Source organism: Streptomyces antnestii, from assembly GCF_004005495.1.
GTDB classification, from domain to species: domain Bacteria; phylum Actinomycetota; class Actinomycetes; order Streptomycetales; family Streptomycetaceae; genus Streptomyces; species Streptomyces antnestii.
On sequence record NZ_RZYA01000022.1, the window covers coordinates 40,367 to 62,864 of the forward strand.

Genomic DNA, 22,498 nt, shown 5'->3' on the forward strand with positions numbered 1-22,498 from the left:
ATGACATTTGTGCAGGTCATCGACTGCAGGACCACCCGATTCGATGAGATGAACCGGCTCATGGACACATGGGTCGACCAGACCAAGGGGAAGCGGACCGCGACGCACAGCGTCATCGGCAAGGACCGTTCCGACGACTCGCACTTCATCGAGATCGTCGAGTTCCCCTCGTACGAGGAGGCGATGCGCAACTCCCATCTCCCCGAGACCGACCGGATCTTCCAGGAGATGGTGGCTCTCTGCGAGCAGACCCCGACGTTCACGGACCTGGACGTGGTGCGGGACGAGCAGTTGTACGCGGCGAACATCCGCAGGCTCATGGCTGAGATGGGCACCAAGGGAGAGCTGCCCCCGCTCAACGACCTGATCGCCGAGCACTACCACGACCACGATCCGGCCAACGAGCAGGACACCCTCGGCCTCGACGCGGTCCGGCGCGAGATGGAGATGTGGCGCGGCGCGTTCGACTTCGCGTTCACCGTCGAGGACCAGATCTCCGAGGGCGACCGGGTCTACACACGCTGGACGTGGAACGGGACACAGAAGGCCGACTTCATGGGCATTCCGTCGACCGGCAAGCAGGTCACCATGACCGGCTGCACCACCTTCCGGTGCCGGGAGGATGGGAAGATCGTCGAGGGCTGGTGGCAGTACGACCGCCTCGGCCTGATGGCCCAACTGGGCGCGCTCGACGAGCTCGAGACCTGACCGCACACCCGACCGCACGCCTGAACATCCCAACACCCCAAACCGGTGAACACTCCGCACCGGGCCGCCCCCCGGCCCGCCCGCGCATGGGCCTGCGCCCACACATCGGCCCCGCCCACGCCCGCGCAGCGGCCCCCGCCCGCGCGAACGCCGAAGCCCGGCCCCGCGGTGAGCGCGGGACCGGGCCTCGTACGTACGACGTCAGTGCGCCGGAGTCAGCCGACCAGTGGCTGGCTTTCCGCCGGCGGCAGCCGACTAGTGGGAGTGGCCGTGCCCGTGGCCGGCGGCCTCGGGCTCCTCGTCCGCCGGCTTCTCGACGACCAGGGTCTCGGTCGTGAGGAGCAGGGAGGCGATGGAGGCGGCGTTCTCCAGGGCGGAGCGGGTGACCTTGACCGGGTCGATGACGCCGGCCTTGACCAGGTCGCCGTACTCGCCGGTCGCGGCGTTGAAGCCCTGGCCCTTGTCGAGCTCGGCGACCTTCGAGGTGATGACGTAGCCCTCGAGGCCGGCGTTCTCGGCGATCCAGCGCAGCGGCTCGACGGCGGCGCGGCGGACGACCGCGACACCCGTGGCCTCGTCGCCGGTCTTGTCGAGGTTGCCCTCGAGGACCTTGACGGCGTGCACCAGAGCGGAGCCACCACCGGAGACGATGCCCTCCTCGACCGCGGCGCGGGTCGCGGAGATGGCGTCCTCCAGACGGTGCTTCTTCTCCTTGAGCTCCACCTCGGTGGCGGCGCCGACCTTGATCACGCACACGCCGCCGGCGAGCTTCGCGAGGCGCTCCTGGAGCTTCTCGCGGTCCCAGTCGGAGTCCGTGTTCTCGATCTCGGCCTTGATCTGGTTGACGCGGCCGGCGACCTCGTCGGAGTTGCCGCCACCGTCGACGATCGTGGTGTCGTCCTTGGTGATGGTCACGCGACGGGCGGTGCCGAGCACGTCCAGACCGGCCTGGTCGAGCTTGAGGCCGACCTCCTCGGCGATGACGGTGGCACCGGTGAGGGTGGCCATGTCGCCGAGCATCGCCTTGCGGCGGTCACCGAAGCCGGGCGCCTTGACGGCGACGGCGTTGAACGTGCCGCGGATCTTGTTCACGACCAGGGTCGACAGGGCCTCGCCCTCGACGTCCTCGGCGATGATCAGGAGCGGCTTGGAGCCACCGGCCTGGATGACCTTCTCCAGCAGCGGCAGCATGTCCTGGATGGAGGAGATCTTGCCCTGGTTGATGAGGATGTAGGGGTCCTCGAGCACGGCCTCCATGCGCTCCTGGTCCGTCACGAAGTACGGAGACAGGTAGCCCTTGTCGAACGCCATGCCCTCGGTGAAGTCCAGCTCCAGACCGAAGGTGTTGGACTCCTCGACGGTGATGACACCGTCCTTGCCGACCTTGTCCATCGCCTCGGCGATGAGCTCGCCGACCTGCGAGTCCTGGGCCGACAGACCGGCGACGGCCGCGATGTCGGTCTTGTCCTCGATCGGGCGGGCGGTCGCGAGGAGCTCCTCGGACACGGCCTTGACCGCGGCGTCGATGCCCTTCTTGAGGGCGGCCGGGGAGGCGCCGGCGGCGACGTTGCGCAGGCCTTCCTTGACCAGGGCCTGGGCGAGCACGGTGGCGGTGGTGGTGCCGTCACCCGCGATGTCGTTGGTCTTGGTCGCCACCTCCTTCACCAGCTGGGCGCCGAGGTTCTCGTACGGGTCGTCGACCTCGACCTCGCGGGCGATGGTGACACCGTCGTTGGTGATGGTGGGAGCGCCGAACTTCTTGTCGATGACGACGTTGCGGCCCTTGGGGCCGATCGTCACCTTGACCGTGTCGGCAAGCTTGTTGACGCCGCGCTCGAGGGCGCGACGGGCGTCCTCGTCGAACTTCAGGATCTTCGCCATGGAGCTGTTAGTCCTCTCGAACGAACTGCGCCCCCGACGCCCGGCATGCTGAGAAAAGTCGCAGCTGAGTAGCGGGGAGCCAGGGGCGCAGAACTAAAACAGTGGGTGAATTACTTCTCGACGATCGCGAGCACGTCGCGAGCCGAGAGGACGAGGTACTCCTCGCCGTTGTACTTCACCTCGGTGCCGCCGTACTTGCTGTACAGCACGATGTCGCCGGTCTTCACGTCGAGCGGAAGGCGCTCGCCGTTCTCGAAGCGGCCCGGGCCCACGGCCAGGACGACGCCCTCCTGGGGCTTCTCCTTCGCGGTGTCCGGGATGACCAGGCCAGAGGCGGTGGTCTGCTCGGCGTCGAGCGGCTGGACCACAATGCGGTCCTCGAGCGGCTTGATGGCAACCTTGGAGCTGGTGGTCGTCACGATCCGACCTCCCCCTTCGGAGATCACGGGGTTAACTGTCTGAGGTGGCGACCAGGTGGATCCGTCGTCGCGGGTGCCGGACCTGCCCGTCGCTATTGGCACTCTCCAGTGGGGAGTGCCAGGGCCGAGACTATGACTGCGATTAGCACTCGGTCAAGCGGAGTGCCAATTCACTCTTCGGCGCGTCCTCCGCCCGCGCCTCCCGGCAGCCGTCCCGCCGCCCACGTGTAGTCCTCACACGTAGTCCTCAAGGCGCCCGACCGTGAACCCCTGGGCCTGGATGCGGCGCAGCATCCGCGCGGTCGTGTCGGTGAGCGTCGTGCCGGGCCGGCCGGCGCGGGCGAGCACGATGTCCCCGGGGCGCAGCCGGTCACCGGTTCCCGCGGCGCGCCCCAGGACCACGGCGTCGACCCCGCAGGTGGCGGCCGCGCGCAGGGTGTCCTGGTCGTAGGCGTCGGACGGCGGGCGCAGGAGGCGGGGGCGGGTGCCGAAGCGGCCCTGGAGCCGGTCCTGCTGACCGCAGATCTCCGCGTGCTGCTCGGCGTAGGCGAGCGCGGGCAGGGAGCGGTCGTCGAGGGTGTGGTTCTGTACGCCCGCGCCGAGGCGGCGGAGCGTGCCGAGGTGGTCGCGGCCGGGGCCCGCGACCTGGCCGGTGACGAACACGCTGACCGGCAGCCGCAGGTCGCGCACCAGGTCGGCGAGGCGCGGGTCGCGTCCCGCCGCGTCGTCGAAGGTCAGGAAGACGACCGGAGCCTTGGTGCGGACGTGGTCCACGACGGGCGGGAGCGCGTACGGGCCGCGGGCCGACCGGGGCGCGAGGTGGGCCGGGGGTCGCGGCGCGGGGGCGAGCGGCGCCGTGAGCCCCCAGCGGCGGTAGGCGTCACGAGTGGGGGCGGGGTGTTTCACGTGGGCGGCGGGGGCCTGCCCCGGCGTGGCGCGGGCCGTCAGCGGGACGGTGTGGGCCGGCATCCGCCCGAAGTCCGCCCCCGGCTTCCGCTTCCCGGGCTCGCCCGCACCGCTCACGCCGCCCGCACTGCTCGTACCGCTCGCGCTGCCCGCGTTCCCCGTGCCGACGGCGGGCACGGCCGTCGGCGCCCGGTGCGCGTGGCGGACCTTCTGGGCCGCCTTCCTGCCGAGCCGCTCGATCGGGTCCATGGGCTGGGCGCACCCGGTGAGCAGCACGGGCGCGAGGACGCCGGCGGCCAGGGCCGCGGCGAGCAGTCGCCGGGGCCCGGTGCGCACGGGGTCCCGTCGCGCCCGCACGGTCGTCACAGGTAGTCCTCCAGCCGGGCCACCGCGTATCCCTTGCCGGTGACGTACTTCATGAGCCGGCGGACCATGTCGGGCATGGTGCCCTTCCACTCGTCGCGGCCCCGGAAGTGGGTCAGGATGATGTCGCCCGGGCGCAGTTGCTTGTCCTCCTCGCGCCACTCGATGTGGTCGACGAAGGCCTCTTCGTTCCAGATCGGCGCGTACTTGATGCCGCAGGACCCGGCGGCGCGCAGCGTGTCCTGGTTGTAGTTGCCGAAGGGCGGGCGGAAGAGGACGGGCCGCTTGCCGAACTGCTTCCGCATGATGTCCTGCATGTCGCAGATCTCGCGCCTCTGTCCCGCGTAGGACAGGCCCGGCAGGTACGGGTGGGTCAGCGTGTGGTTGTTCACGCCGTTGCCGAGGGCCTGCATCTTCCGGAAGTACGCGTAGTCGTTCTTCACCAGGAAGTTGCTGAGGAACGCGGTGTACGGGATCTTCAGCTCGCTCATCATTCTGAGGAACGCCGGGTCCTTCTCGGCGCCGTCGTCGATGGTGAGGAAGACGACCTTGTCCGTGGTCGGGACGGTAGTGAAGACGGGTGGCAGATCCAGGTCCTCCTGGCCGTCAACCTCGAAGCCCTTGCGAACCTTGATCACGGGCTTCTTCGCGGGCGCGGGCGGCGCGGCGAGCGGGGGCTCGGCGAGGCGCCATCTCTTGGCCGCGGCGACGCGGGCGGCCTGCGCCGCCAGCAGCCTGCCCGCGTAGTCGTCGAGGGCTCTGGCGGGCGGCGCCTTGAGGGGCTGCTGCCCGTGGGCGGGCTCGACAGCATCCTTGCCGTCGGGCGCGGCGCACCCGGAGGCGACCGCGCAGGCGGCGAGCACGGCGAGGCCGGCGCGTGCCCGGCCGTGACGGGCCCTCGGGCCCCGCATCCCCTTCACGGCCCTTTTGTCGCTTTGTCGTACAAGTCGCATGGCGCCGGATCCTCCCAGCTCGCAGCGCCGATCCGGGCCCGACACCGCCGCCGGGCGCGCACCGTCCACCGACTGGCCCACAATGGGCCTGGTGAACGACCTCGCCGACCTCGCCTCCTTCGACTCGCTGCTCTCCGCGGAGGGCCAGGCACTCCTCGACGACGTACGGGACATCACCCCCGACCAGGAGCTCGCCGTCGCCACCCGGCTGCGCCGCGACCACCCGGCGGACCTCGTCTCGGCGGCCGTCGCGCAGGCCCGGCTGCGGCAGCGCGCCACGGCCAAGTTCGGCGAGGCGGACGCGCGCCGCATGTACTTCACGGCGAACGGCGTCGAGCAGGCGACCCGCACGAGCGTCGCCACGCACCGCGCGCAGGAGTTCGAGGCGCTCGGCGTACGCAGCGTCGCCGACCTGTGCTGCGGCATCGGCGGCGACGCGATCGCGCTGGCCCGCGCCGGGATCTCCGTACTCGCCGTCGACCGCGACCCGCTGACGTGCGCGGTCGCGCGGGCGAACGCCGCAGCCCTCGGCCTGTCCGGCCTGATCGAGGTCCGCGAGGCCGATGTCACCGAGGTCGACACCGAGCCGTACGACGCGGTGTTCGTGGACCCGGCGCGGCGCGGCGGGAGGGGCCGGATCTTCGACCCCGAGGCCTACTCGCCGCCGCTGTCCTGGGCGATCGGGACCGCGCTCAAGGTCCCGCGCGCGGCCCTGAAGATCGCGCCGGGCATCCCGCACGAGGCGATCCCCGACGCGGCCGACGCCGAGTGGATCTCGGACGAGGGGGACGTGAAGGAGGCCGTGCTCTGGTTCGGCACCGAGCCGGGCCGGATGCGGGCGACGCTGCTGCCGGGCCCCCGCCCGCTGACCGGCCGCGGCCTCCCCGACCCCGAAGTCCGGCCGGTGGGGCGGTACTTGTACGAGCCCGACGGCGCCGTCATCCGCGCGCACCTGGTCGCCGACGTGGCCGAGGAGGTCGAGGGCGGGCTGATCGACGAGACGATCGCCTACGTCACGTCCGACACGCTGCGGGCGACGCCGTACGGGACCGCGTACGAGATCACCGACCAACTCCACTTCAACGTCAAGAAGTTGAAGGCGCTGCTGCGGGAGCGTGAGGTGGGCATCCTGACGGTGAAGAAGCGGGGATCCGCCGTGGACCCGGAGGAACTGCGCCGCAAGGCCCTGCCGAAGCGGCACGGCAAGGCGTCGGTCACGGTCTTCCTCACGCGGGTGGCGGGGGCGCCGACGATGCTGCTCGGGCACCCCGTTCCCTGACACCCCGGCCCCCGCTCCTCAATCGCCGGGGCGGCTCGCACGGGCACGCCCCAGCAGGAACTCCCGCTCCCGCTCGTTGCCCGTCAGCGACGCCGCCCGCTCGAACTCCGCCCTCGCCTCCTCGTACCGCCCGAGCCGTTCAAGCAGGTCCCCGCGCACGCTCGGCAGCAAGTGGTAGGCGCGCAGCGCCGGTTCACCGGCCAGCGCGTCGACGAGGGCGAGACCCGCCTCGGGGCCCTCGGCCATCGACACGGCCACCGCCCGGTTCAGCTCCACGACCGGCGACGGGGTGCGGGCCGCGAGCAGCGCGTAGAGGGCGGCGATCTGCCGCCAGTCGGTCTCCTCGTACGTGTGCGCCCGCGCATGGCACGCGGCGATCGCGGCCTGCAGCACATACGGTCCCGGCGCCCCCGTGGACACCGCCTGGGCCCTGGCGAGCGCGGTGAACCCGCGCCGGATCAGGAGCTGGTTCCAGCGCATGCGGCGCTGGTCCCTGAGCAACACGGGCGAGCCGTCGGGCGCGGTGCGGGCGGCGCCGCGCGAGGACTGGAGCTCGAGGAGCGCGGCCAGGCCGTGCACTTCGGGCTCCTTCGGCATCAGCGTCTGCAGGACGCGGGCGAGCCGCAGCGCGTCCTCGCACAGGCCGGGGCGCAGATAGTCGTCGCCGGCCGTCGCCGCGTACCCCTCGTTGAAGATGAGGTAGATGACTTCGAGGACCGAGCCGAGCCGGGCCTCGCGGTCGGGGCCGTACGGGACTTCGAAGGCGACGTTCTTCGTGGCGAGGGTGCGCTTGGCGCGCACGATCCGCTGGGCGACCGTCGGCTCCGGGGCCAGGACCGCGCGGGCGATCTCGGCGGTGGTCAGGCCGCCGAGGAGGCGCAGGGTGAGCGCGACCCTGGCCTCGGCGGACAGCACGGGGTGACAGCTCATGAAGACGAGCCGCAGCAGGTCGTCGTCGATGTCGTCCGGGTCGGCGGCCTCCGGCGCCGCGTACGCGAACTCCGTGGCCCGGCCGACCTCCTGGAGCTTGCGCGCGTAGTTCTCGCGACGGCGTACGAGGTCGACGGCGCGGTGCCGGGCGGCGGCCGTGAGCCAGGCGCCCGGGTTGTCCGGGACACCCGCCTCCGGCCACTGCTCGAGCGCGGCGACCAGCGCGTCCTGTGCCAGCTCCTCCGCTATGCCGACGTCACGCACGACGCGGGTGACGGCCGCGATGATGCGCGGCGCCTCCATGCGGAAGACGGTCTCGACGGTGCGGGCGGTGGTGGGCTCGTGCTCTGTCACGGCCCACCATCAGACACCCCGGGCCCGTGTGTGGCCAAGGAGGTCAGCCCTCCTGGATCTCCCGGATCTCCGACGTGACGGTCCAGTAGTCCTCGTGGGCCTGGAGAAAACGCTTGGTCCACTCCAGGCACTCGGCCTCGTCCTTGGTCTGCAGGAGCGCGTAGCCGCCGATGACCTCCTTGGTCTCGGTGAACGGGCCGTCGGTGACGGTGATCCGCCCGTTCTCGTACCGCACGCGCTTGCCCTGCGCGGTGGGGGTGAGCCCGGCCGTGTCGAGCAGCACGCCGGCCTTCGTCATCTCCTCGATGAGGGCGCCCATGCGCTGCATCAGGCCCTCGCTGATGCCCTCGGCGGGGGTGTTGTTCTCGTCGATACGGACCATGGTCAGGTAGCGCGGCATGGTGACTCCTCGGTCGGTGCGGTCGGGGTCTCTCCCCGCTCTCACTTACGCGTCGAACGGGGGAGCGGCGAATCGACACGCGCGCCGGATTTCCTTCGGAGATCTCCCGGGCATGGCAGAGGCCCCGGGCGAATATGTCCTCCCGGGGCCCTGACCTGCCTCGATGCCTACGTGCCCACGTGCCTACTTACCCACGTGCCTACCTGCCCACGTGCCTACTTGACGGTGGTCTTCACCGATCGGGCCTGCGGCTGCGGCCCCGGCGCCACGGAGGCACCCGGCTGCCCGGCCTGCCGCGTGGTCGCCGTTCCCGCCGTTCCCGCCGGGGGCACCCCCTTGTAGTACGGGACGTAGTTCACGAGCGAGCTGCTCGCGCTGATCGCGGAACCGGCCGCCGCCAGCTCGGACGCCGACACCGATCCGGTGCCGCCGTACGCGATGACGGTGTTGACACCGGCGGCCTCGGACCGCAGATAGGCCGCGTCCGCGTCCGTCAGGGTCGTCGCGTCGGTCCACAGCACGGGCCCGTACCAGAGCTGCCCGGTGGCCGCGGAGATCCCGCCGCGCCAGCTGTCCGTCCTGGCGAGACCCACCTGGTGCGGCGAGGACCACCAGAACCTGGCGAGCGCCGCCGAGGTCCCGTCGTGGCCGCTGCCCGAGACCGGGTAGTACGACCAGGTGCCGGGCCAGTGGGAGAACGCGGTGTGCGTGAGGGCGTACTTCGCCGAGGCGCCGACCGGGATGACCATGGTCGTGTCCGGGTCGAGCGAGTTGAGGTACGACGCCACCGAGGACGTCAGGGAGTTGCCGTCGTTGAGGACGACGGTGCCCTTGCCCCCGTAGCCGAGCGCGCCCGCCGCCACCGAGGCCGCGATCGCCGAGTGGTAGTCGGTGCCGGTGGCGAGGAACACGTACTTGGGCGCGCTGGTGACCGCCTTCGCCACGGCGACCGAGGTCGAGTAGCGCGAGGTGCCGGCCAGCCGCTTCGGAGTGAAGCCCAGCGAGGTGACCTTGGTGGCGACCGCGCTGGAGAGAACGTCCGTACCGCCGACGAGATAGACGGTCGAGCCGGGCTTCAGCGTGCGCTTCAGCTCGCTCTGGACCGCGCTCGACAGCGACGACTTCGGCGTCATGAGGACCGGGCCCTGCTTCTGGCCGCCCAGCGTCTGAGCCGTGAGCGCGTAGGACGGGCTGTCCTGGCTGATCAGGACGGCCGACCTGGCGTCGGCGAAGCCGGGCTCGCTCTGGCCGAGGGTGTTCCAGCTCCAGCGGGACACGGCGGTGTTGGTGCCCTGCGCGTCCGCTCCCCAGACGCGCAGGGTGTTGTTGCGGCGCAGCGGCTGCCAGGCGATGTCCGTGGTGGACGAGGTGCTCGGGGGGTTCGGCATCGTGGCGACGTCGCCGCTCGCCACATCGACGATGCGGGTCGCCGACGCGTCTTCGTCGTTGCCGTTGTTGAACGCGATCCGGGTGCCGCTCGGCGCCCAGGACGGGGTGTAGGCGGCGTCGCTGAAGGTGAGCTGGCGCTCGCCCGTGCCGTCCACATTGATGACGAACAGCCTGGTCAGCCCGCCCGCTTCGCGTACGAAGGCGACCTGCGTGCCGTCGGGCGAGATCGCGGGGTCCTGGCCCTCGTCGGTGAGCTTGGTGAAGCCGCCGGTGTTCGCGTCGTACAGCCAGATCGCGGAACCGGTCGTCGTGCCGCAGGTGTCGCCGGTACGGACGAAGGCGATCAGGCCGTTGACCGAGGCGCTCGGCGCGCGGTCGCAGCCGTCCTCCGTGGTGGAGAACAGTGGCCGGCCGTAGCCGGAGCCGTCGGACGGCGCGTACCGCAGTCGGCCGTCGCCCGAGTAGACGACGGTGCTGCCGCCGTACAGGAACGTCGGATGCGCGACCCCGCGCACCGAACCGGCGCGCTCGGGGATCTTCACCAGGGTGGAGCCCGTGTAGCGGCGCGTCTCGACCCTGTTGTCCTTCACGTACGCGACCCGGCTGCCGTCCGGCGACCAGGCGGGCTCCGCCGCGCCGGCCACGAAGTCGGTGTACGTGCCGGTGCCGAGCTCGTGCGTCTGCAGGACGTTCAGCGCGCCGTTGAGGAACATCAGCTTGCCGTCCGTGGCCTGCCACGTGACCGGCTCGGCGGCGGCCGCCCCCGGTGCCGCCGCCATGCCCGCCGCCAGAGCGACAGCGGTGCCCAGTGCCGCGAGCACGCGGCATCTGTGAATCTTCATGTGCCCCCACAAGAGTGTACGAAGGGCCGTCGTTCGTCTCCCCGACGTGGAACGGAAACCTCACGTTCCTGTACGACAGCTGCGTCACTGTAGCGGCGCGGGTGGCTGCAAGGGAACGGCCTGGGCGGACCTGCACCGCAGGACCTGCACCGCAGGACCGGCACCGCAGGACCGGCACCGCAGGGCCGCCGCCCTGGCCTCAGGACGGGTCGACCGCCTCGAAGCGCCAGCGGTGCACCGAGCGGGTCACCAACTCCGCCGCAGGCTCCGGCAGTTCGGGCAGGTCGGCGTCGTACGGGGCGTCCCACCAGGTGATGACGAGGACCCGGTCCCGCGGGGCCCGGAAGAGCTCGCGGCGCAGCGGCTCGGGCGCGAGATCCTGCGCCCGGGCCCAGGTCAGCAGCTCCTCGCCGCGCCCCTCGGCCGCCCGGGCCTCCCACATCAGCGCGACGGTCATGAGTACAGGTTGTCCTTAGCGACCTCGTGCACATGGTCGTGGTCGTGCGTGTGGCCCGGCACGTGCGTCTCGGTCACCGGCAGCGACGAGTCGGCCGACAGGTCCCACGCGGACGCGGACCGGTTCCGCGCGACCATCTCGGCGCCGAGGGCCGCGACCATCGCGCCGTTGTCCGTGCACAGCTTCGGACGCGGCACGCGCAGCCGGATGCCGGCCTTCTCGCAGCGCTCCTGGGCGAGGGCCCGCAGCCGCGAGTTGGCGGCCACCCCGCCGCCGATCATGAGGTGGTCGACGCCCTCGTCCTTGCAGGCCCGCACTGCCTTCCGGGTCAGCACGTCGACGACGGCCTCCTGGAACGACGCCGACACGTCCCGCACCGGAACGTCCTCGCCCGCGGCGCGCTTCGCCTCGATCCAGCGGGCCACGGACGTCTTCAGACCGGAGAAGGAGAAGTCGTACGCGGGGTCGCGCGGGCCCGTGAGGCCGCGCGGGAAGGCGATGGCGGACGGGTCGCCCTCCTTCGCGTACCGGTCGATGACCGGGCCGCCGGGGAAGCCGAGGTTGAGGACCCGGGCGATCTTGTCGAAGGCCTCGCCCGCCGCGTCGTCGATCGTCGCGCCGAGCGGGCGCACGTCGGACGTGATGTCCTCGGAGAGCAGCAGGGAGGAGTGCCCGCCGGAGACGAGCAGCGCCATCGTGGGCTCGGGCAGCGGCCCGTGCTCCAGCTGGTCCACGCAGATGTGCGAGGCGAGGTGGTTCACGCCGTACAGCGGCTTGCCGAGGGCGTACGCGTACGCCTTGGCCGCCGAGACGCCCACGAGGAGCGCGCCCGCCAGGCCCGGGCCCGCCGTGACGGCGATCCCGTCCAGGTCGGAGGCGGCGACGCCGGCGTCCTTCAGGGCGCGCTGGATGGTCGGCACCATGGCTTCCAGGTGCGCGCGGGAGGCGACCTCGGGGACGACACCGCCGAAGCGGGCGTGCTCGTCGACGCTGGAGGCGACCGCGTCGGCGAGCAGCGTGTGGCCGCGGACGATCCCGACGCCGGTCTCGTCGCAGGAGGTCTCGATGCCGAGGACGAGCGGTTCGTCAGCCATTTTCGGTTCCTTGTACGGGTGTCACGGTGGTCGAGGGGTCGGTCAGACGCATCACGAGGGCGTCCACGTTGCCCGGCTGGTAGTAGCCGCGCCGGAAGCCGATGGGTTCGAAGCCGAAGCGCTGGTAGAGCTTCTGGGCGCGGGTGTTGTCGACCCGCACCTCGAGCATCACCTCGGCGCACTCGAAGGCGGTGGCGTGGCGCAGCAGGTCGGTGAGGAGCCGGGCGCCGAGCCCGGTGCCCCACTGGTCGCGGGCGACGGCGACCGTCTGCACGTCGCCCTGGTCCCCGGAGGCGGCGAGGCCCGCGTAGCCGACGAGGCGGTCACCGTCGACGGCCACCACGTAGCGCCGGGTCGATCCGGCGCCGCGGGCGTGCGCGAGCTCGGACCAGAACATGCCGCGGGACCAGGCGTCGTCCGGGAAGAGCTCTTTTTCCAGCGCGTGCACGGCTTCGATGTCCCACCAGCGCATCTCGCGCAGTGCCGTGCTCACTTCGGGGTGACCACCTTGTAGTTCTTGGGCACCTGCGCGTCGGGCCGGCGCAGGTACAGGGGCCGCGGCGGCTCCAGCTCCTCGCCGGCGGCGAGCTTCGACGCGGCGAGCGAGGCGAGGGCGGCCGCCGACACGTTCTCGGGGGCGCGGGCGTCGGGGAACGTGTCCGGGTAGAGCAGCGCGCCGGCGCCGACCGCGGGAAGCCCCGCGATCTGCTCGGCGATGTCGGCGGGCCGGTCGACCGCGGGGTCGTCGACCCGGGTGCGGGCGTCCGCGTAGCGCGCCCAGTAGACCTCCTTGCGCCGCGCGTCGGTGGCGACGACGAAGGGGCCGTCCACCTCGGCGGCGTACGCGAGCCCGTCAAGGGTGCACAGGCCGTGGACGGGGACGCCGAGCGCGAGCCCGAACGTGTCGGCGGTCATGAGGCCGACCCGCAGGCCGGTGTAGGGGCCGGGGCCCACACCGACGACGATGCCGGTGACGGCGTCGAGTCTGACGCCGGCCTCGGCGAGCACCCGGTCGACGGCGGGCAGCAGCAGCTCCCCGTGCCGGCGGGCGTCCACCTGGCTCGATGCGGCGACGACGGACGAACCGTCGTGCAGGGCGACGGTGACGGCGGGGGTGGCGGTATCCAGCGCGAGCAACAGCACACAAACAGCCTACGGCTCCGGCGCCCCGCCCACGGCCGCCCCGGTCTGCCGCACACCTGCTGCTACCGTCACCACGAAGACGTACGGACAACTCATACGGCTAGTCATACGGGCCAGTCGTACGGGCACGAGAGGTGGGCACACAGGTGGCACGGAGCAGCTCGGGATTCGTGGCCGGGCTCACCGCGGCGGCGCTCGCCGTGGTCGGCTTCCTCACCTACCAGGCGTCGGCGAGCGCGCCGGACAGCCTGGCCGCGCCGAAGAAGACCGAGAAGTCCCCCTCCGCCACCGCGACCCACGCCTCCAAGAACAAGCAGGACCCGAACGCGGTACCCGCGCAGTCCGGCATCGGCGAGCGGGTCGTCTACTCAGTGGGCGACGACCGGGTGTGGCTGGTCGGTGAGGGCGGCAAGGCGCAGCGCACCTTCAAGGTCGCGCCGAGCACGGTGGACCCGCCCGCCGGCAGGTACGTCGTGTCGTCGCGCTCGGGTGCCATCCCCGGCAGCGACGGCGTACCGATCGAGCACGTGGTGCGGTTCGCGAACGTCGAGGGCATCCCGATCGGCTTCAGCGCGGCGGTCGACGGCTCGATGCCGGAGCCGGACCCGCTGAAGAAGACCGGTGGCATCCGCGAGAAGCGCGCGGACGGCGACGCGATGTGGGAGTTCGCGACGATCGGCAAGAAGATCGTCGTCGTCCCCTGATCCCTGTTACAGGAACTGATCCCTGTCACAGGAACTGATCCCCGTCACAGGAACTGATCCCCGTCACAGGAACTGATCCCTGTCAGGAACTGATCCCCGTCACAACAATCGCCTGAATGGGCGCCGCGGTCACGCCGCGTCGCGTTCCTCCACGGCTCCGCCCTCCCGCACGCCCTTGCCCGGGGCCTCGTCGGCCGGCGGGGTGGACACGGCGGTCGCGGCGGCACAGGACGCCAGCAGCTCACTCATGGACGGCCCTGAGCCGCCGGCCTGCGGCACGTCATCCTGCCCCGGGGTCGTGCGGGACCGCTGCGGCACGTCACGTTCTGAAGCCGGCATGGATGCCTCCTGGGCTCCGGGGGAAGCAAAGTTAGGCAGGCCTAACCAGGACGGGTATCCATGTGACCACGCCGGGCACGCGCCGCGCAACATTTTGCCGACACCATGTCGGAACGTTCGGGTGAAGGTACGAGGATGCCGGGGAATCCGGCGGTCAGGCGGCGAGGCCCTCCAGGCCGGCCCCGGCCCAGCGCGCCCCGAGGCCACGCAGCGTCACCGACCGCACCTCGTCCGACGTGTCCCCGGTGGCCCGGTGGATCACGACGTGCAGCCGGTCGTCGGCCAGCTCCTCGACCTTGCCGTCGCCCCACTCGACGACGACCACGGACTCCGGCAGCGACACGTCGAGGTCCAGGTCCTCCATCTCGTCGAGCCCGCCGCCGAGCCGGTACGCGTCCACGTGCACCAGGGCGGGCCCGGCGCCCAGCGGCGGGTGCACGCGGGCGATGACGAAGGTGGGAGAGGTCACGGCCCCCCGCACGTCCAGGCCCTCGCCGAGCCCGCGGGTCAGCGTCGTCTTGCCCGCGCCCAGCTCGCCGGTGAGCATCACGAGGTCGCCCGGGCGCAGCAGCTTGGCCAGGCGACGGCCCAATTCCCCCATCTGGGCGGGCGAGTTGACGGTGATCGAGGCGGTGGCGGCGTCAGCCGCCGGGCTGTGCGGTGTCTCCATAACTTCCCACCGTAGCCCCTGCGGGCACCGCTCCCGTGCGAGCGAGCAGGTCGGCAAGCCGGTCGGTGACGGCCTCCGGGTGCTCCAGCATCACCAGGTGACCGGCGTCCGGCACGAGCACCAGCTCGGCGTCGGGCAGCAGCCCGGCGATGGCCTCGCTGTGCTCGCTCGGCGTCACCAGATCCTGGTCCCCGGCCAGCACGAGCACGGGAAGACGCGCGAACCGCCCGAGCGCCTCCGACTTCTCGTGCTCCTGGAACGCCGGATAGAACTCGGCGACGACGTCGATCGGCGTGCCCTCGATCATGCGCTCCGCGAAACGGGCGACGGCCGGGTCCACGTCACGCGACGCGAACGAGTACCGCTTGATGACCCCGGCGAACAGGTCGGCGGTGGCCCGCCGCCCCTTCTCCACCAGGTCGGCCCGCTGCCCCAGGAGATTCAGGACGCCGGGCAGCACCCGGCGCACCGCGTTCACCCCGGCCGCCGGAAGGCCGTAGCTGACTTCGCCGAGCTTCCCCGACGAGGTCCCGACGAGCGCGACGCCGACGACCCGCTCGTCCACCACCTCGGGGAACTGGTCGGCGAACGCCATGACGGTCATGCCGCCCATGGAGTGCCCGACGAGGACCAGCGGCCCCTCGGGAGCGGCGGCGTCGATGACCGCCTTCAGGTCCCGGCCCAGCTGGTCGATCGTGACGGCCGGCCCGCCGTCCGCCTGCTCGACGCCGCGGCCGGAGCGCCCGTGGCTGCGCTGGTCCCAGTAGACGCAGCGCACGACGCCCCGCAGCGCGGCCCGCTGGAAGTGCCAGGAGTCCTGGCTGAGGCAGTACCCGTGGCTGAAGACCACGGTGACCGGGGCGGGCGCCTTGCGGCCGAAGAGCCGGCGCCGGCGCGGAGCCGCCCCACCGGCCGCACCGTCCCCCGTCTCCACCTCGTCGACCTCGTAGGAGAGCTCCGTCCCGTCGTCGGCGTAGGCCTTGCCGGAGGTGCCGCGCAGGGACCCGTACGGGCCCGAGGCGTCGAGTGCGAGGCGCGCCTTGCGGCGCATGCCGCGGCCGACGGTGAGCCGCTCGACGGCGACACCGGCGGCGGCGCCCGCGGCGACGACACCTATCGCGGCGCCGGCGAGCCCGGCCAGCCGCCAGCTCGCGACGGCCGCCGTGGCCTCGGCGCTGCTCTCACTCACGTGCCGCTCCTCCGTCGTCGACGTCGTCCGCGCCGTCCGTGTCGTCGGCGTTGTCTGCGTCATCCACATAGACGCGCGGAACGCGCGCCCCGATCCGGGTGACGATCTCGTACGCGATGGTGCCCGCGGCCTGCGCCCAGTCCTCGGCCGTCGGCTCGCCCCGGTCGCCGGGCCCGAACAGTACGGCCTCGTCCCCCGCCACCGGCTCGTCGCCCCCGAGATCGACGACGAACTGGTCCATGGCGACCCGCCCCGCGACGGTCCGCCGCTTCCCCCCGATGAGGACGGGCCCGGTCCCGGAGGCGTGCCGGGGAATCCCGTCCGCGTACCCGAGGGGGACGAGTCCCAGAGTGGTGGCGCCCGGGGTGACGTAGTGGTGCCCGTAGCTGACGCCGAGGCCGCCCGGCGCGTGCTTCACCAGGGCGAGCGACGCCGACAGCCTCATCACGGGCCGGAGCCCGAAGTCCTCCGGCGTGCCGATCTCGGGGCTGGGCGAGATCCCGTACATGGCGATCCCGGGCCGCACCAGGTCGAAGTGGGTCTCGGGGAGGGTCAGGGTGCCGGGCGAGTTGGCGATGTGCCGGACCTCGGGCCGCACCCCGTGCTCCTCCGCGAAGGAGACCATCTCGCGGAAGCAGGTGAGCTGCGCGGCGATGGAGGGGTGCCCGGGCTCGTCGGCGCAGGCGAAGTGGGACCAGAGTCCGGTGACGGTGACGAGCCCCTCGCGCTCCGCGGCGACGGCGGCGGCCACGAGCTCGGGCCAGTCGGCCGGCAGGCATCCGTTGCGCCCGAGGCCCGTGTCGGCCTTCAGCTGGATGCGGGCGGGCCGCCCGGCCTCGCGGGCGGCGGCGGTCACCTCGTCGAGCGCCCACATGCCGCTCACGGACATGTCGAGATCGGCTTCGATGGCCTCCCGCCAGGGGCCGCCGGGCGTCCAGAGCCAGCACATGACCCGACCGCCGATCCCCGCGGCACGCACCGCGAGGGCCTCCTCGGGGGTCGCCGTGCCGATCCACGTGGCACCCGCCTCCCGCGCGGCGCGCGCGCAGGGAATCATGCCGTGGCCATAGGCGTCGGCCTTGACCACGGCCATGAACGCGGCGCCCGGCGCGTGCTCGCGCAGGGCCCTTACGTTGGCCCGCAGCGCGGCCAGATCGATCTCGGCTCGGGCACGGACCTTGGCAGGTGCTCTCTCAGTCATGGTGCGCCCAGTGTCTCAGAGGCCCATGACAGCCCCTCGTGACCGCCGTCGGCCCGTCGCACACCCGCCATTTCCCGGCCCCTCGGCCGCCCCGCTCCCCATGCCAGGCACTACGCCTCCCGCCGCTCCCCCTGACAGGCCCTACGCCTCCCGCCGCACGTCGGCCCAGGCGCCGGGGAGCGCGCCGGCCACGTCCTGGGCCGCGACGGGCGCGCCGCCGGAGACGCGCCGGGCGGCAAGTCCATGCAGATACGCGGCCACAGAGCCGGCGTCGAGCACGCCGAGCCCCGCCGCGAGCAGTGACCCGGCGAGGCCGGACAACACGTCACCGCTGCCCGCGGTGGCCAGCCAGGGGGTCCCCGTGGGATTGACCCGCACCGCGCCGCCGTCGGGCCCGGCGACGAGCGTGGTGGAGCCCTTCAGGAGCACGGTGGCGTGATAGCGCGCGGCCAACTCCCGCACGGCGGCGAGCCGCTCCGCCTCCACGTACTCGCGCGGCGTGCCCAGCAGGGCGGCCGCCTCCCCGGCGTGCGGGGTCAGCAGCGTCGGCGCGGCCCGGCCCCGTACGGCCCGTGCGTCGGCGAGCCGCAGGCCGTCGGCGTCGATCAGGACGGGCACGTCGGCGGCCACCACGTCCGCGAGCCGCGACGCGTCGTCGCCGAGCCCGGGCCCGGCCACCCATGCCTGCACCCGCCCCGCCTTCCCGGGCGAGCCCTCCGAAACCAGCGTCTCGGGGAACCGTGAGACGACCGCGCCGGCCGCGGGCCCGACGTACCGGACCGCCCCGGCCCCACCGTGCAGCGCCCCGGCGACGGCGAGGACGGCGGCGCCCGGATAGCGGGCCGACCCGGCGACGACACCCACGACACCCCGCCGGTACTTGTCGCTCTCCTCGGTGGGCACGGGCAGCAGACGGGCCACGTCGTGGTGCTGGAGCGCCTCCAACTCGGCCTCGCCGTCCGCCGGTTCGAGCCCGATGTCCACGAACCGGACGGCGCCCGCGTACTCCCGCCCGGGATCGACGAGCAGCCCCGGCTTGTACGCCCCGAAGGTGACCGTCACATCGGCCCGCACCGCCTCCCCGGTGACCTGCCCGGTGTCGGCGTCGATGCCGCTCGGCAGATCCACGGAGACGACGACCGCGGGGGACTGCGCCGCGGCACGCGCCAGCGGCACCGCACGCTCCCGCAGCCCGCCCCGCCCCCCGATGCCCACGATCCCGTCGACCACGAGGTCCGCGCCGTCGAACACCGCCTCACCGGAGCCGGCGACGCGCCCCCCGGCGGCGCGGAACGCGGCGAGCCCTGCCCGGTGCGCGCGCTCCGCGTCGAGCAGGACGGCGACCACCCCGGCCCCACGGCGGGCGAGCCGGGCACCGGCGTACAGGGCGTCACCCCCGTTGTCCCCCGACCCGACGAGCAGCACGACCCGGGATCCGTAGACCCTGCCGAGGAGTTCGGCGCAGACGACGGCGAGGCCGGCCGCGGCCCGCTGCATCAGGGCGCCTTCCGGGAGCCGCGCCATGAGGGCACGCTCGGCGGTCCGTACGGTGTCCACGCTGTAGGCGGTACGCATAACCGCGAGTATCTACCCCTCGGCGATCACGACCGCCGAGGCGACACCGGCGTCGTGGCTCAGCGACACGTGCCAGGACTTGACGCCCAGCTCCTCGGCCCGCGCGGCGACGGTCCCGCTGACCTCCAGGCGCGGCTGCCCGCTCTCCAGGACGCACACCTCCGCGTCGGTCCACCGCAGCCCGGGCGGCGCCCCCAGCGCCTTGGCCAGCGCCTCCTTGGCGGCGAACCGGGCGGCGAGCGAGGCGATACCGCGCTGATGACCGCTGGGCAGCAGCAACTCCCGCTCCACGAAGAGCCGTTCGGCCATTCCGGGCGTGCGCGCGAGAGACGCCTCGAACCGCTCGATCTCGGCGACGTCGATCCCCACACCAATGATCAAAATCCCAGCCCCTACTCCACCGTCACGGATTTGGCCAGGTTCCGGGGCTGGTCCACCTCGTTCCCCCGGGCCGTGGCCAACTCGCAAGCAAACACCTGCAGCGGCACCGTCGCAACCAGCGGCTGGAGCAGCGTCGGCGTGGCGGGGATCCGGACCAGATGGTCGGCGTAGGGCACGACCGCCTCGTCCCCCTCCTCCGCGATGACGATGGTCCGGGCCCCGCGCGCCCGGATCTCCTGGATATTGGACACGATCTTGTCGTGGAGCACGGACCGGCCCCGGGGCGAGGGCACGACGACGACCACGGGCAAGTCGTCCTCGATCAGCGCGATGGGCCCGTGCTTGAGTTCACCCGCGGCGAAGCCCTCCGCGTGCATGTAGGCGAGCTCCTTCAGCTTCAGCGCGCCTTCCAGGGCGACGGGATAGCCGACGTGCCGCCCGAGGAAGAGCACGGTCTTCTTGCCGGACAGCGACCGGGCCAGCTCCCGTACGGGCTCCATGGTCTCCAGGACCCGCCCGACCTCGCCGGAGATGGCGGCCAGGTCCCGGATCACAGCGCGGATCTCGTCGCCCCACTTCGTGCCGCGCACCTGCCCGAGGTACAGCGCCACGAGATAGCAGGCCACGAGCTGTGTGAGGAACGCCTTGGTCGACGCGACCGCCACCTCGGGCCCGGCGTGCGTGTAGAGCACGGCGTCGGACTCGCGTGGGATCGTCGCCCCGTTCGTGTTGCAGATGGCGAGCACGGTGGCGCCCTGCTCACGCGCGTGCCGCAGCGCCATCAGCGTGTCCATGGTCTCGCCGGACTGCGAGACGGCGATGACGAGCGACCGCCCGCCCAGGATCGGATCCCGGTACCGGAACTCGCTCGCGAGCTCCACCTCGCAGGGGATACGGGTCCAGTGCTCGATGGCGTACTTGGCGATCAGGCCGGCGTGGAACGCGGTCCCGCACGCCACGATCACGACCTTGTCGACCGCCTTCAACACGGCCGCCGGGATCCGCAGTTCGTCGAGCGTCAGCGCCCCGTCGACCCCGATCCGCCCGAGCAGCGTGTCCGCGACCGCCTTCGGCTGCTCGGCGATCTCCTTGAGCATGAAGGAGGCGTAGCCGCCCTTCTCGGCGGCGGACGCGTCCCAGTCGACGTGGTACGTGCGTACGTCGGCGGGCCGCCCGTCGAAGTCGGTGACGCTCACCCCGTCCCGGCGCAGCTCGACGACCTGGTCCTGGCCCAGTTCGATCGCGGACCGCGTGTGCTCGATGAAGGCCGCGACGTCGGACGCGAGGAACGCCTCCCCCTCCCCCACGCCCACGACCAGGGGCGAGTTGCGCCGGGCGCCCACGACCACGTCCGGCTCGTCGGCGTGCACGGCGACCAGGGTGAACGCCCCCTGCAGACGCCGGCAGACGAGCCGCATGGCCTCCGTGAGGTCCGCGCACCCGGAGAACTCCTCGGCGAGCAGATGCGCGACGACCTCGGTGTCCGTCTCGGACGCCAGGACGTGCCCGCGGTCGGCCAGCTCGGCGCGCAGCTCGGCGAAGTTCTCGATGATGCCGTTGTGGACGACGGCGACCCGGCCCGCGTTGTCGTGATGCGGATGCGCGTTCGCGTCGGTCGGGCCGCCGTGCGTGGCCCACCGCGTGTGGCCGATACCCGTGGCCCCGGCCGGCAACGGCCGCTCCGCGAGCGCCTTCTCCAGGTTGGCGAGCTTGCCGGCCTTCCGCGCCGAGGCGAGGCCACCGTCGGCGAGCACCGCGACCCCCGCCGAGTCGTAACCCCGGTATTCGAGCCGCCTGAGACCGGCGAGCACGACGTCGAGCGCCGACTGAGATCCGACGTATCCCACGATTCCGCACATGGCGGCAGCCTACGACCGCACGGTCAGCCGCCCCGGACGATCCGGTCCCGCGCGTCCTCAAGGAGCCCCAGATACTCCACTTCCTCGCAGCGCGGCTTGCTGCCCATCTCGTAGAGGTCGAGGCAGTCGTCGAGGTCCTCGCGCAGGTCCTCGTCGGGCAGGTCCAGGGCGAGCTCGCTGTGCACCTGTCCGGCGAAGTCCTCGTCGACGGGGCCGGGTCTGCGCCGGACGAGGTCACGTAAGCGCGGCACGGTCATGACGGTCCCCTCCCAGCCCGGGCGGCGCGGGTCGGCCCCGGGTGCCGGGAACGTATCCCTGTTCCTCCGCCCGGTCCAGACCTGTGGCCGAGAATCGGTCACGAACCGTCCACACGACCCCCACCGGACCCCCGTTCCGACGCAAAGGTGACGCACCCCACCCCCCACCCCGTCCACACAGCCGTAACAATGGACTGTGATCTCTTCGGTCTCTGTGCCCGCGACGGCACCGCGGAGCGCCCACCGGCACAAGCCGGAGGCGACTCCCTACGTCGACCTCACCCGCACCGAGTGGAGCGCGCTGCGCAACAAGACGCCGCTCCCCCTCACCGCGGATGAGCTGGAGAAGCTGCGCGGCCTCGGCGATGTCATCGACCTGGACGAGGTCCGCGACATCTACCTGCCGCTCTCCCGCCTCCTCAACCTCTACGTCGGCGCCACCGACACCCTCCGCGGCGCCCTCAACACCTTCCTCGGCGAGACCGTCGAGAAGGCGTCCCAGTCCGGCACGCCCTTCGTCATAGGGGTCGCCGGCTCCGTGGCCGTCGGCAAGTCGACGGTCGCCCGCCTCCTCCAGGCGCTCCTGTCCCGCTGGCCCGAGCACCCGCGCGTGGAGCTCGTCACCACGGACGGCTTCCTGCTCCCCACCAAGGAGCTGGAGCGGCGCGGCCTGATGTCCCGCAAGGGCTTCCCCGAGTCGTACGACCGCCGCGCCCTGACGCGTTTCGTCGCCGACATCAAGGCCGGCAAGGACGAGGTCTCGGCGCCCGTCTACTCCCACCTGATCTACGACATCGTGCCCGGCCAGAAGCTCACGGTCCGCCGCCCCGACATCCTCATCGTCGAGGGCCTGAACGTGCTGCAGCCGGCCCTCCCCGGCACGGACGGCCGCACCCGCGTCGGCCTCGCCGACTACTTCGACTTCAGCGTGTACGTCGACGCGCGGGCCGAGGACATCGAGCGCTGGTACCTCAACCGTTTCAAGAAGCTCCGCCAGACGGCCTTCCAGAACCCGTCCTCGTACTTCCGCAAGTACACCCAGGTCTCCGAGGAGGAGGCGCTGGACTACGCGCGCACGACCTGGCGGACCATCAACAAGCCGAACCTGCTTGAGAACGTGGCCCCCACGCGCGGCCGCGCGACCCTCGTCGTGCGCAAGGGCCCCGACCACAAGGTCCAGAGGCTGAGCCTGCGCAAGTTGTAGG

The 22,498-nt window shown here is 72.2% G+C and carries 23 protein-coding genes; 4 read left to right on the plus strand and 19 right to left on the minus strand.

Annotated elements, in window-relative coordinates:
* Positions 1–708, plus strand: a complete 708-nt coding sequence (locus EOT10_RS32875) for an ester cyclase (protein WP_127832049.1) — start codon at positions 1–3, stop codon at positions 706–708.
* A gap of 255 nt (positions 709–963) precedes the next feature.
* Here the strand turns inward: EOT10_RS32875 and groL are convergent, their stop codons facing one another.
* The 4 genes from groL to EOT10_RS32895 all read right to left on the minus strand — a co-directional run bounded on the left by groL (position 964) and on the right by EOT10_RS32895 (position 5,230).
* Complete coding sequence (gene groL, locus EOT10_RS32880) at positions 964–2,589, minus strand: chaperonin GroEL (protein ID WP_127832050.1); 1,626 nt, start codon at positions 2,587–2,589, stop codon at positions 964–966.
* A gap of 110 nt (positions 2,590–2,699) precedes the next feature.
* Positions 2,700–3,008, minus strand: coding sequence for a co-chaperone GroES (gene groES, locus EOT10_RS32885; RefSeq protein ID WP_017239619.1), 309 nt, complete (start codon positions 3,006–3,008; stop codon positions 2,700–2,702).
* Positions 3,009–3,242: 234 nt separating this feature from the next.
* Positions 3,243–4,280: a polysaccharide deacetylase family protein gene (locus tag EOT10_RS32890; RefSeq protein ID WP_223281349.1), complete on the minus strand. Its 1,038-nt coding sequence runs from the start codon at positions 4,278–4,280 to the stop codon at positions 3,243–3,245.
* A complete protein-coding gene (locus tag EOT10_RS32895; RefSeq protein WP_127832051.1) occupies positions 4,277–5,230 on the minus strand; it encodes a polysaccharide deacetylase family protein in 954 nt (317 codons plus the stop codon). Before EOT10_RS32895 ends, EOT10_RS32890 begins: the two co-directional genes overlap by 4 nt.
* 91 nt (positions 5,231–5,321) lie before the next feature.
* On the opposite strand from EOT10_RS32895, the gene EOT10_RS32900 reads away from it, so the two are divergent.
* Positions 5,322–6,509: a class I SAM-dependent methyltransferase gene (locus tag EOT10_RS32900; RefSeq protein ID WP_431313352.1), complete on the plus strand. Its 1,188-nt coding sequence runs from the start codon at positions 5,322–5,324 to the stop codon at positions 6,507–6,509.
* A gap of 18 nt (positions 6,510–6,527) precedes the next feature.
* Here the strand turns inward: EOT10_RS32900 and EOT10_RS32905 are convergent, their stop codons facing one another.
* The 7 genes from EOT10_RS32905 to tsaB all read right to left on the minus strand — a co-directional run bounded on the left by EOT10_RS32905 (position 6,528) and on the right by tsaB (position 13,118).
* The gene (locus EOT10_RS32905) at positions 6,528–7,742 is read right to left on the minus strand and encodes an RNA polymerase sigma factor (RefSeq protein ID WP_127832141.1); all 1,215 of its coding nucleotides are present in this window, start codon (positions 7,740–7,742) and stop codon (positions 6,528–6,530) included.
* Positions 7,743–7,836: 94 nt separating this feature from the next.
* A complete protein-coding gene (locus tag EOT10_RS32910) occupies positions 7,837–8,193 on the minus strand; it encodes a YciI family protein (protein WP_127832052.1) in 357 nt (118 codons plus the stop codon).
* 215 nt (positions 8,194–8,408) lie between these two features.
* Positions 8,409–10,424: a cell wall-binding repeat-containing protein gene (locus EOT10_RS32915; RefSeq protein WP_127832053.1), complete on the minus strand. Its 2,016-nt coding sequence runs from the start codon at positions 10,422–10,424 to the stop codon at positions 8,409–8,411.
* 199 nt (positions 10,425–10,623) lie between these two features.
* A complete protein-coding gene (locus EOT10_RS32920; RefSeq protein ID WP_127832054.1) occupies positions 10,624–10,881 on the minus strand; it encodes a hypothetical protein in 258 nt (85 codons plus the stop codon).
* The gene (gene tsaD, locus EOT10_RS32925; protein WP_127832055.1) at positions 10,878–11,975 is read right to left on the minus strand and encodes a tRNA (adenosine(37)-N6)-threonylcarbamoyltransferase complex transferase subunit TsaD; all 1,098 of its coding nucleotides are present in this window, start codon (positions 11,973–11,975) and stop codon (positions 10,878–10,880) included. Before tsaD ends, EOT10_RS32920 begins: the two co-directional genes overlap by 4 nt.
* Positions 11,968–12,447: a ribosomal protein S18-alanine N-acetyltransferase gene (gene rimI, locus EOT10_RS32930; RefSeq protein ID WP_127832142.1), complete on the minus strand. Its 480-nt coding sequence runs from the start codon at positions 12,445–12,447 to the stop codon at positions 11,968–11,970. Before rimI ends, tsaD begins: the two co-directional genes overlap by 8 nt.
* 17 nt (positions 12,448–12,464) lie before the next feature.
* Positions 12,465–13,118, minus strand: coding sequence for a tRNA (adenosine(37)-N6)-threonylcarbamoyltransferase complex dimerization subunit type 1 TsaB (gene tsaB / locus EOT10_RS32935; protein ID WP_127832056.1), 654 nt, complete (start codon positions 13,116–13,118; stop codon positions 12,465–12,467).
* A gap of 146 nt (positions 13,119–13,264) precedes the next feature.
* Between tsaB and EOT10_RS32940 the strand changes: the two genes are divergently transcribed.
* Positions 13,265–13,822, plus strand: a complete 558-nt coding sequence (locus EOT10_RS32940; RefSeq protein ID WP_127832057.1) for a hypothetical protein — start codon at positions 13,265–13,267, stop codon at positions 13,820–13,822.
* Between the two features lie 129 nt (positions 13,823–13,951).
* On the opposite strand, the gene EOT10_RS32945 is transcribed toward EOT10_RS32940, so the two are convergent.
* The 8 genes from EOT10_RS32945 to EOT10_RS32980 all read right to left on the minus strand — a co-directional run bounded on the left by EOT10_RS32945 (position 13,952) and on the right by EOT10_RS32980 (position 21,293).
* Positions 13,952–14,161 (minus strand): hypothetical protein, encoded by a 210-nt coding sequence (locus tag EOT10_RS32945; protein ID WP_127832058.1) that lies wholly within the window; start codon positions 14,159–14,161, stop codon positions 13,952–13,954.
* Between the two features lie 154 nt (positions 14,162–14,315).
* Positions 14,316–14,831, minus strand: a complete 516-nt coding sequence (gene tsaE, locus EOT10_RS32950; protein ID WP_127832059.1) for a tRNA (adenosine(37)-N6)-threonylcarbamoyltransferase complex ATPase subunit type 1 TsaE — start codon at positions 14,829–14,831, stop codon at positions 14,316–14,318.
* Positions 14,803–16,020, minus strand: coding sequence for an alpha/beta fold hydrolase (locus EOT10_RS32955; RefSeq protein ID WP_189492366.1), 1,218 nt, complete (start codon positions 16,018–16,020; stop codon positions 14,803–14,805). The genes tsaE and EOT10_RS32955 overlap by 29 nt, the downstream gene beginning before the upstream one ends.
* Entirely contained in the window at positions 16,013–17,221 is a 1,209-nt protein-coding gene (alr, locus tag EOT10_RS32960; protein ID WP_127832061.1) for an alanine racemase, read from the minus strand. Before alr ends, EOT10_RS32955 begins: the two co-directional genes overlap by 8 nt.
* A gap of 141 nt (positions 17,222–17,362) precedes the next feature.
* The gene (locus EOT10_RS32965; protein ID WP_127832062.1) at positions 17,363–18,796 is read right to left on the minus strand and encodes an NAD(P)H-hydrate dehydratase; all 1,434 of its coding nucleotides are present in this window, start codon (positions 18,794–18,796) and stop codon (positions 17,363–17,365) included.
* Between the two features lie 12 nt (positions 18,797–18,808).
* A complete protein-coding gene (locus EOT10_RS32970; protein ID WP_127832143.1) occupies positions 18,809–19,180 on the minus strand; it encodes a holo-ACP synthase in 372 nt (123 codons plus the stop codon).
* Between the two features lie 8 nt (positions 19,181–19,188).
* Positions 19,189–21,036, minus strand: coding sequence for a glutamine--fructose-6-phosphate transaminase (isomerizing) (gene glmS, locus EOT10_RS32975; protein WP_127832063.1), 1,848 nt, complete (start codon positions 21,034–21,036; stop codon positions 19,189–19,191).
* Positions 21,037–21,059: 23 nt separating this feature from the next.
* The gene (locus EOT10_RS32980; protein WP_127832064.1) at positions 21,060–21,293 is read right to left on the minus strand and encodes a hypothetical protein; all 234 of its coding nucleotides are present in this window, start codon (positions 21,291–21,293) and stop codon (positions 21,060–21,062) included.
* A 214-nt stretch (positions 21,294–21,507) separates the two neighbouring features.
* Between EOT10_RS32980 and coaA the strand changes: the two genes are divergently transcribed.
* Positions 21,508–22,497, plus strand: a complete 990-nt coding sequence (coaA, locus tag EOT10_RS32985) for a type I pantothenate kinase (RefSeq protein WP_127832065.1) — start codon at positions 21,508–21,510, stop codon at positions 22,495–22,497.
* Position 22,498 lies beyond the last annotated feature (1 nt).

Coding starts and splice junctions, on each gene's coding strand:
- tsaE (WP_127832059.1), bottom strand. CDS start 14,831: ATGGAGACACCGCACAGCCCGGCGGCTGACGCCGCCACCGCCTCGATC.
- tsaD (WP_127832055.1), bottom strand. CDS start 11,975: ATGGCTGACGAACCGCTCGTCCTCGGCATCGAGACCTCCTGCGACGAG.
- groL (WP_127832050.1), bottom strand. CDS start 2,589: ATGGCGAAGATCCTGAAGTTCGACGAGGACGCCCGTCGCGCCCTCGAG.
- EOT10_RS32875 (WP_127832049.1), top strand. CDS start 1: ATGACATTTGTGCAGGTCATCGACTGCAGGACCACCCGATTCGATGAG.
- EOT10_RS32915 (WP_127832053.1), bottom strand. CDS start 10,424: ATGAAGATTCACAGATGCCGCGTGCTCGCGGCACTGGGCACCGCTGTC.
- alr (WP_127832061.1), bottom strand. CDS start 17,221: ATGACTGAGAGAGCACCTGCCAAGGTCCGTGCCCGAGCCGAGATCGAT.
- EOT10_RS32910 (WP_127832052.1), bottom strand. CDS start 8,193: ATGCCGCGCTACCTGACCATGGTCCGTATCGACGAGAACAACACCCCC.
- glmS (WP_127832063.1), bottom strand. CDS start 21,036: ATGTGCGGAATCGTGGGATACGTCGGATCTCAGTCGGCGCTCGACGTC.
- EOT10_RS32945 (WP_127832058.1), bottom strand. CDS start 14,161: ATGCCGGCTTCAGAACGTGACGTGCCGCAGCGGTCCCGCACGACCCCG.
- EOT10_RS32920 (WP_127832054.1), bottom strand. CDS start 10,881: ATGACCGTCGCGCTGATGTGGGAGGCCCGGGCGGCCGAGGGGCGCGGC.
- EOT10_RS32905 (WP_127832141.1), bottom strand. CDS start 7,742: ATGGAGGCGCCGCGCATCATCGCGGCCGTCACCCGCGTCGTGCGTGAC.
- rimI (WP_127832142.1), bottom strand. CDS start 12,447: ATGCGCTGGTGGGACATCGAAGCCGTGCACGCGCTGGAAAAAGAGCTC.
- EOT10_RS32965 (WP_127832062.1), bottom strand. CDS start 18,796: ATGCGTACCGCCTACAGCGTGGACACCGTACGGACCGCCGAGCGTGCC.
- EOT10_RS32980 (WP_127832064.1), bottom strand. CDS start 21,293: ATGACCGTGCCGCGCTTACGTGACCTCGTCCGGCGCAGACCCGGCCCC.
- EOT10_RS32895 (WP_127832051.1), bottom strand. CDS start 5,230: ATGCGACTTGTACGACAAAGCGACAAAAGGGCCGTGAAGGGGATGCGG.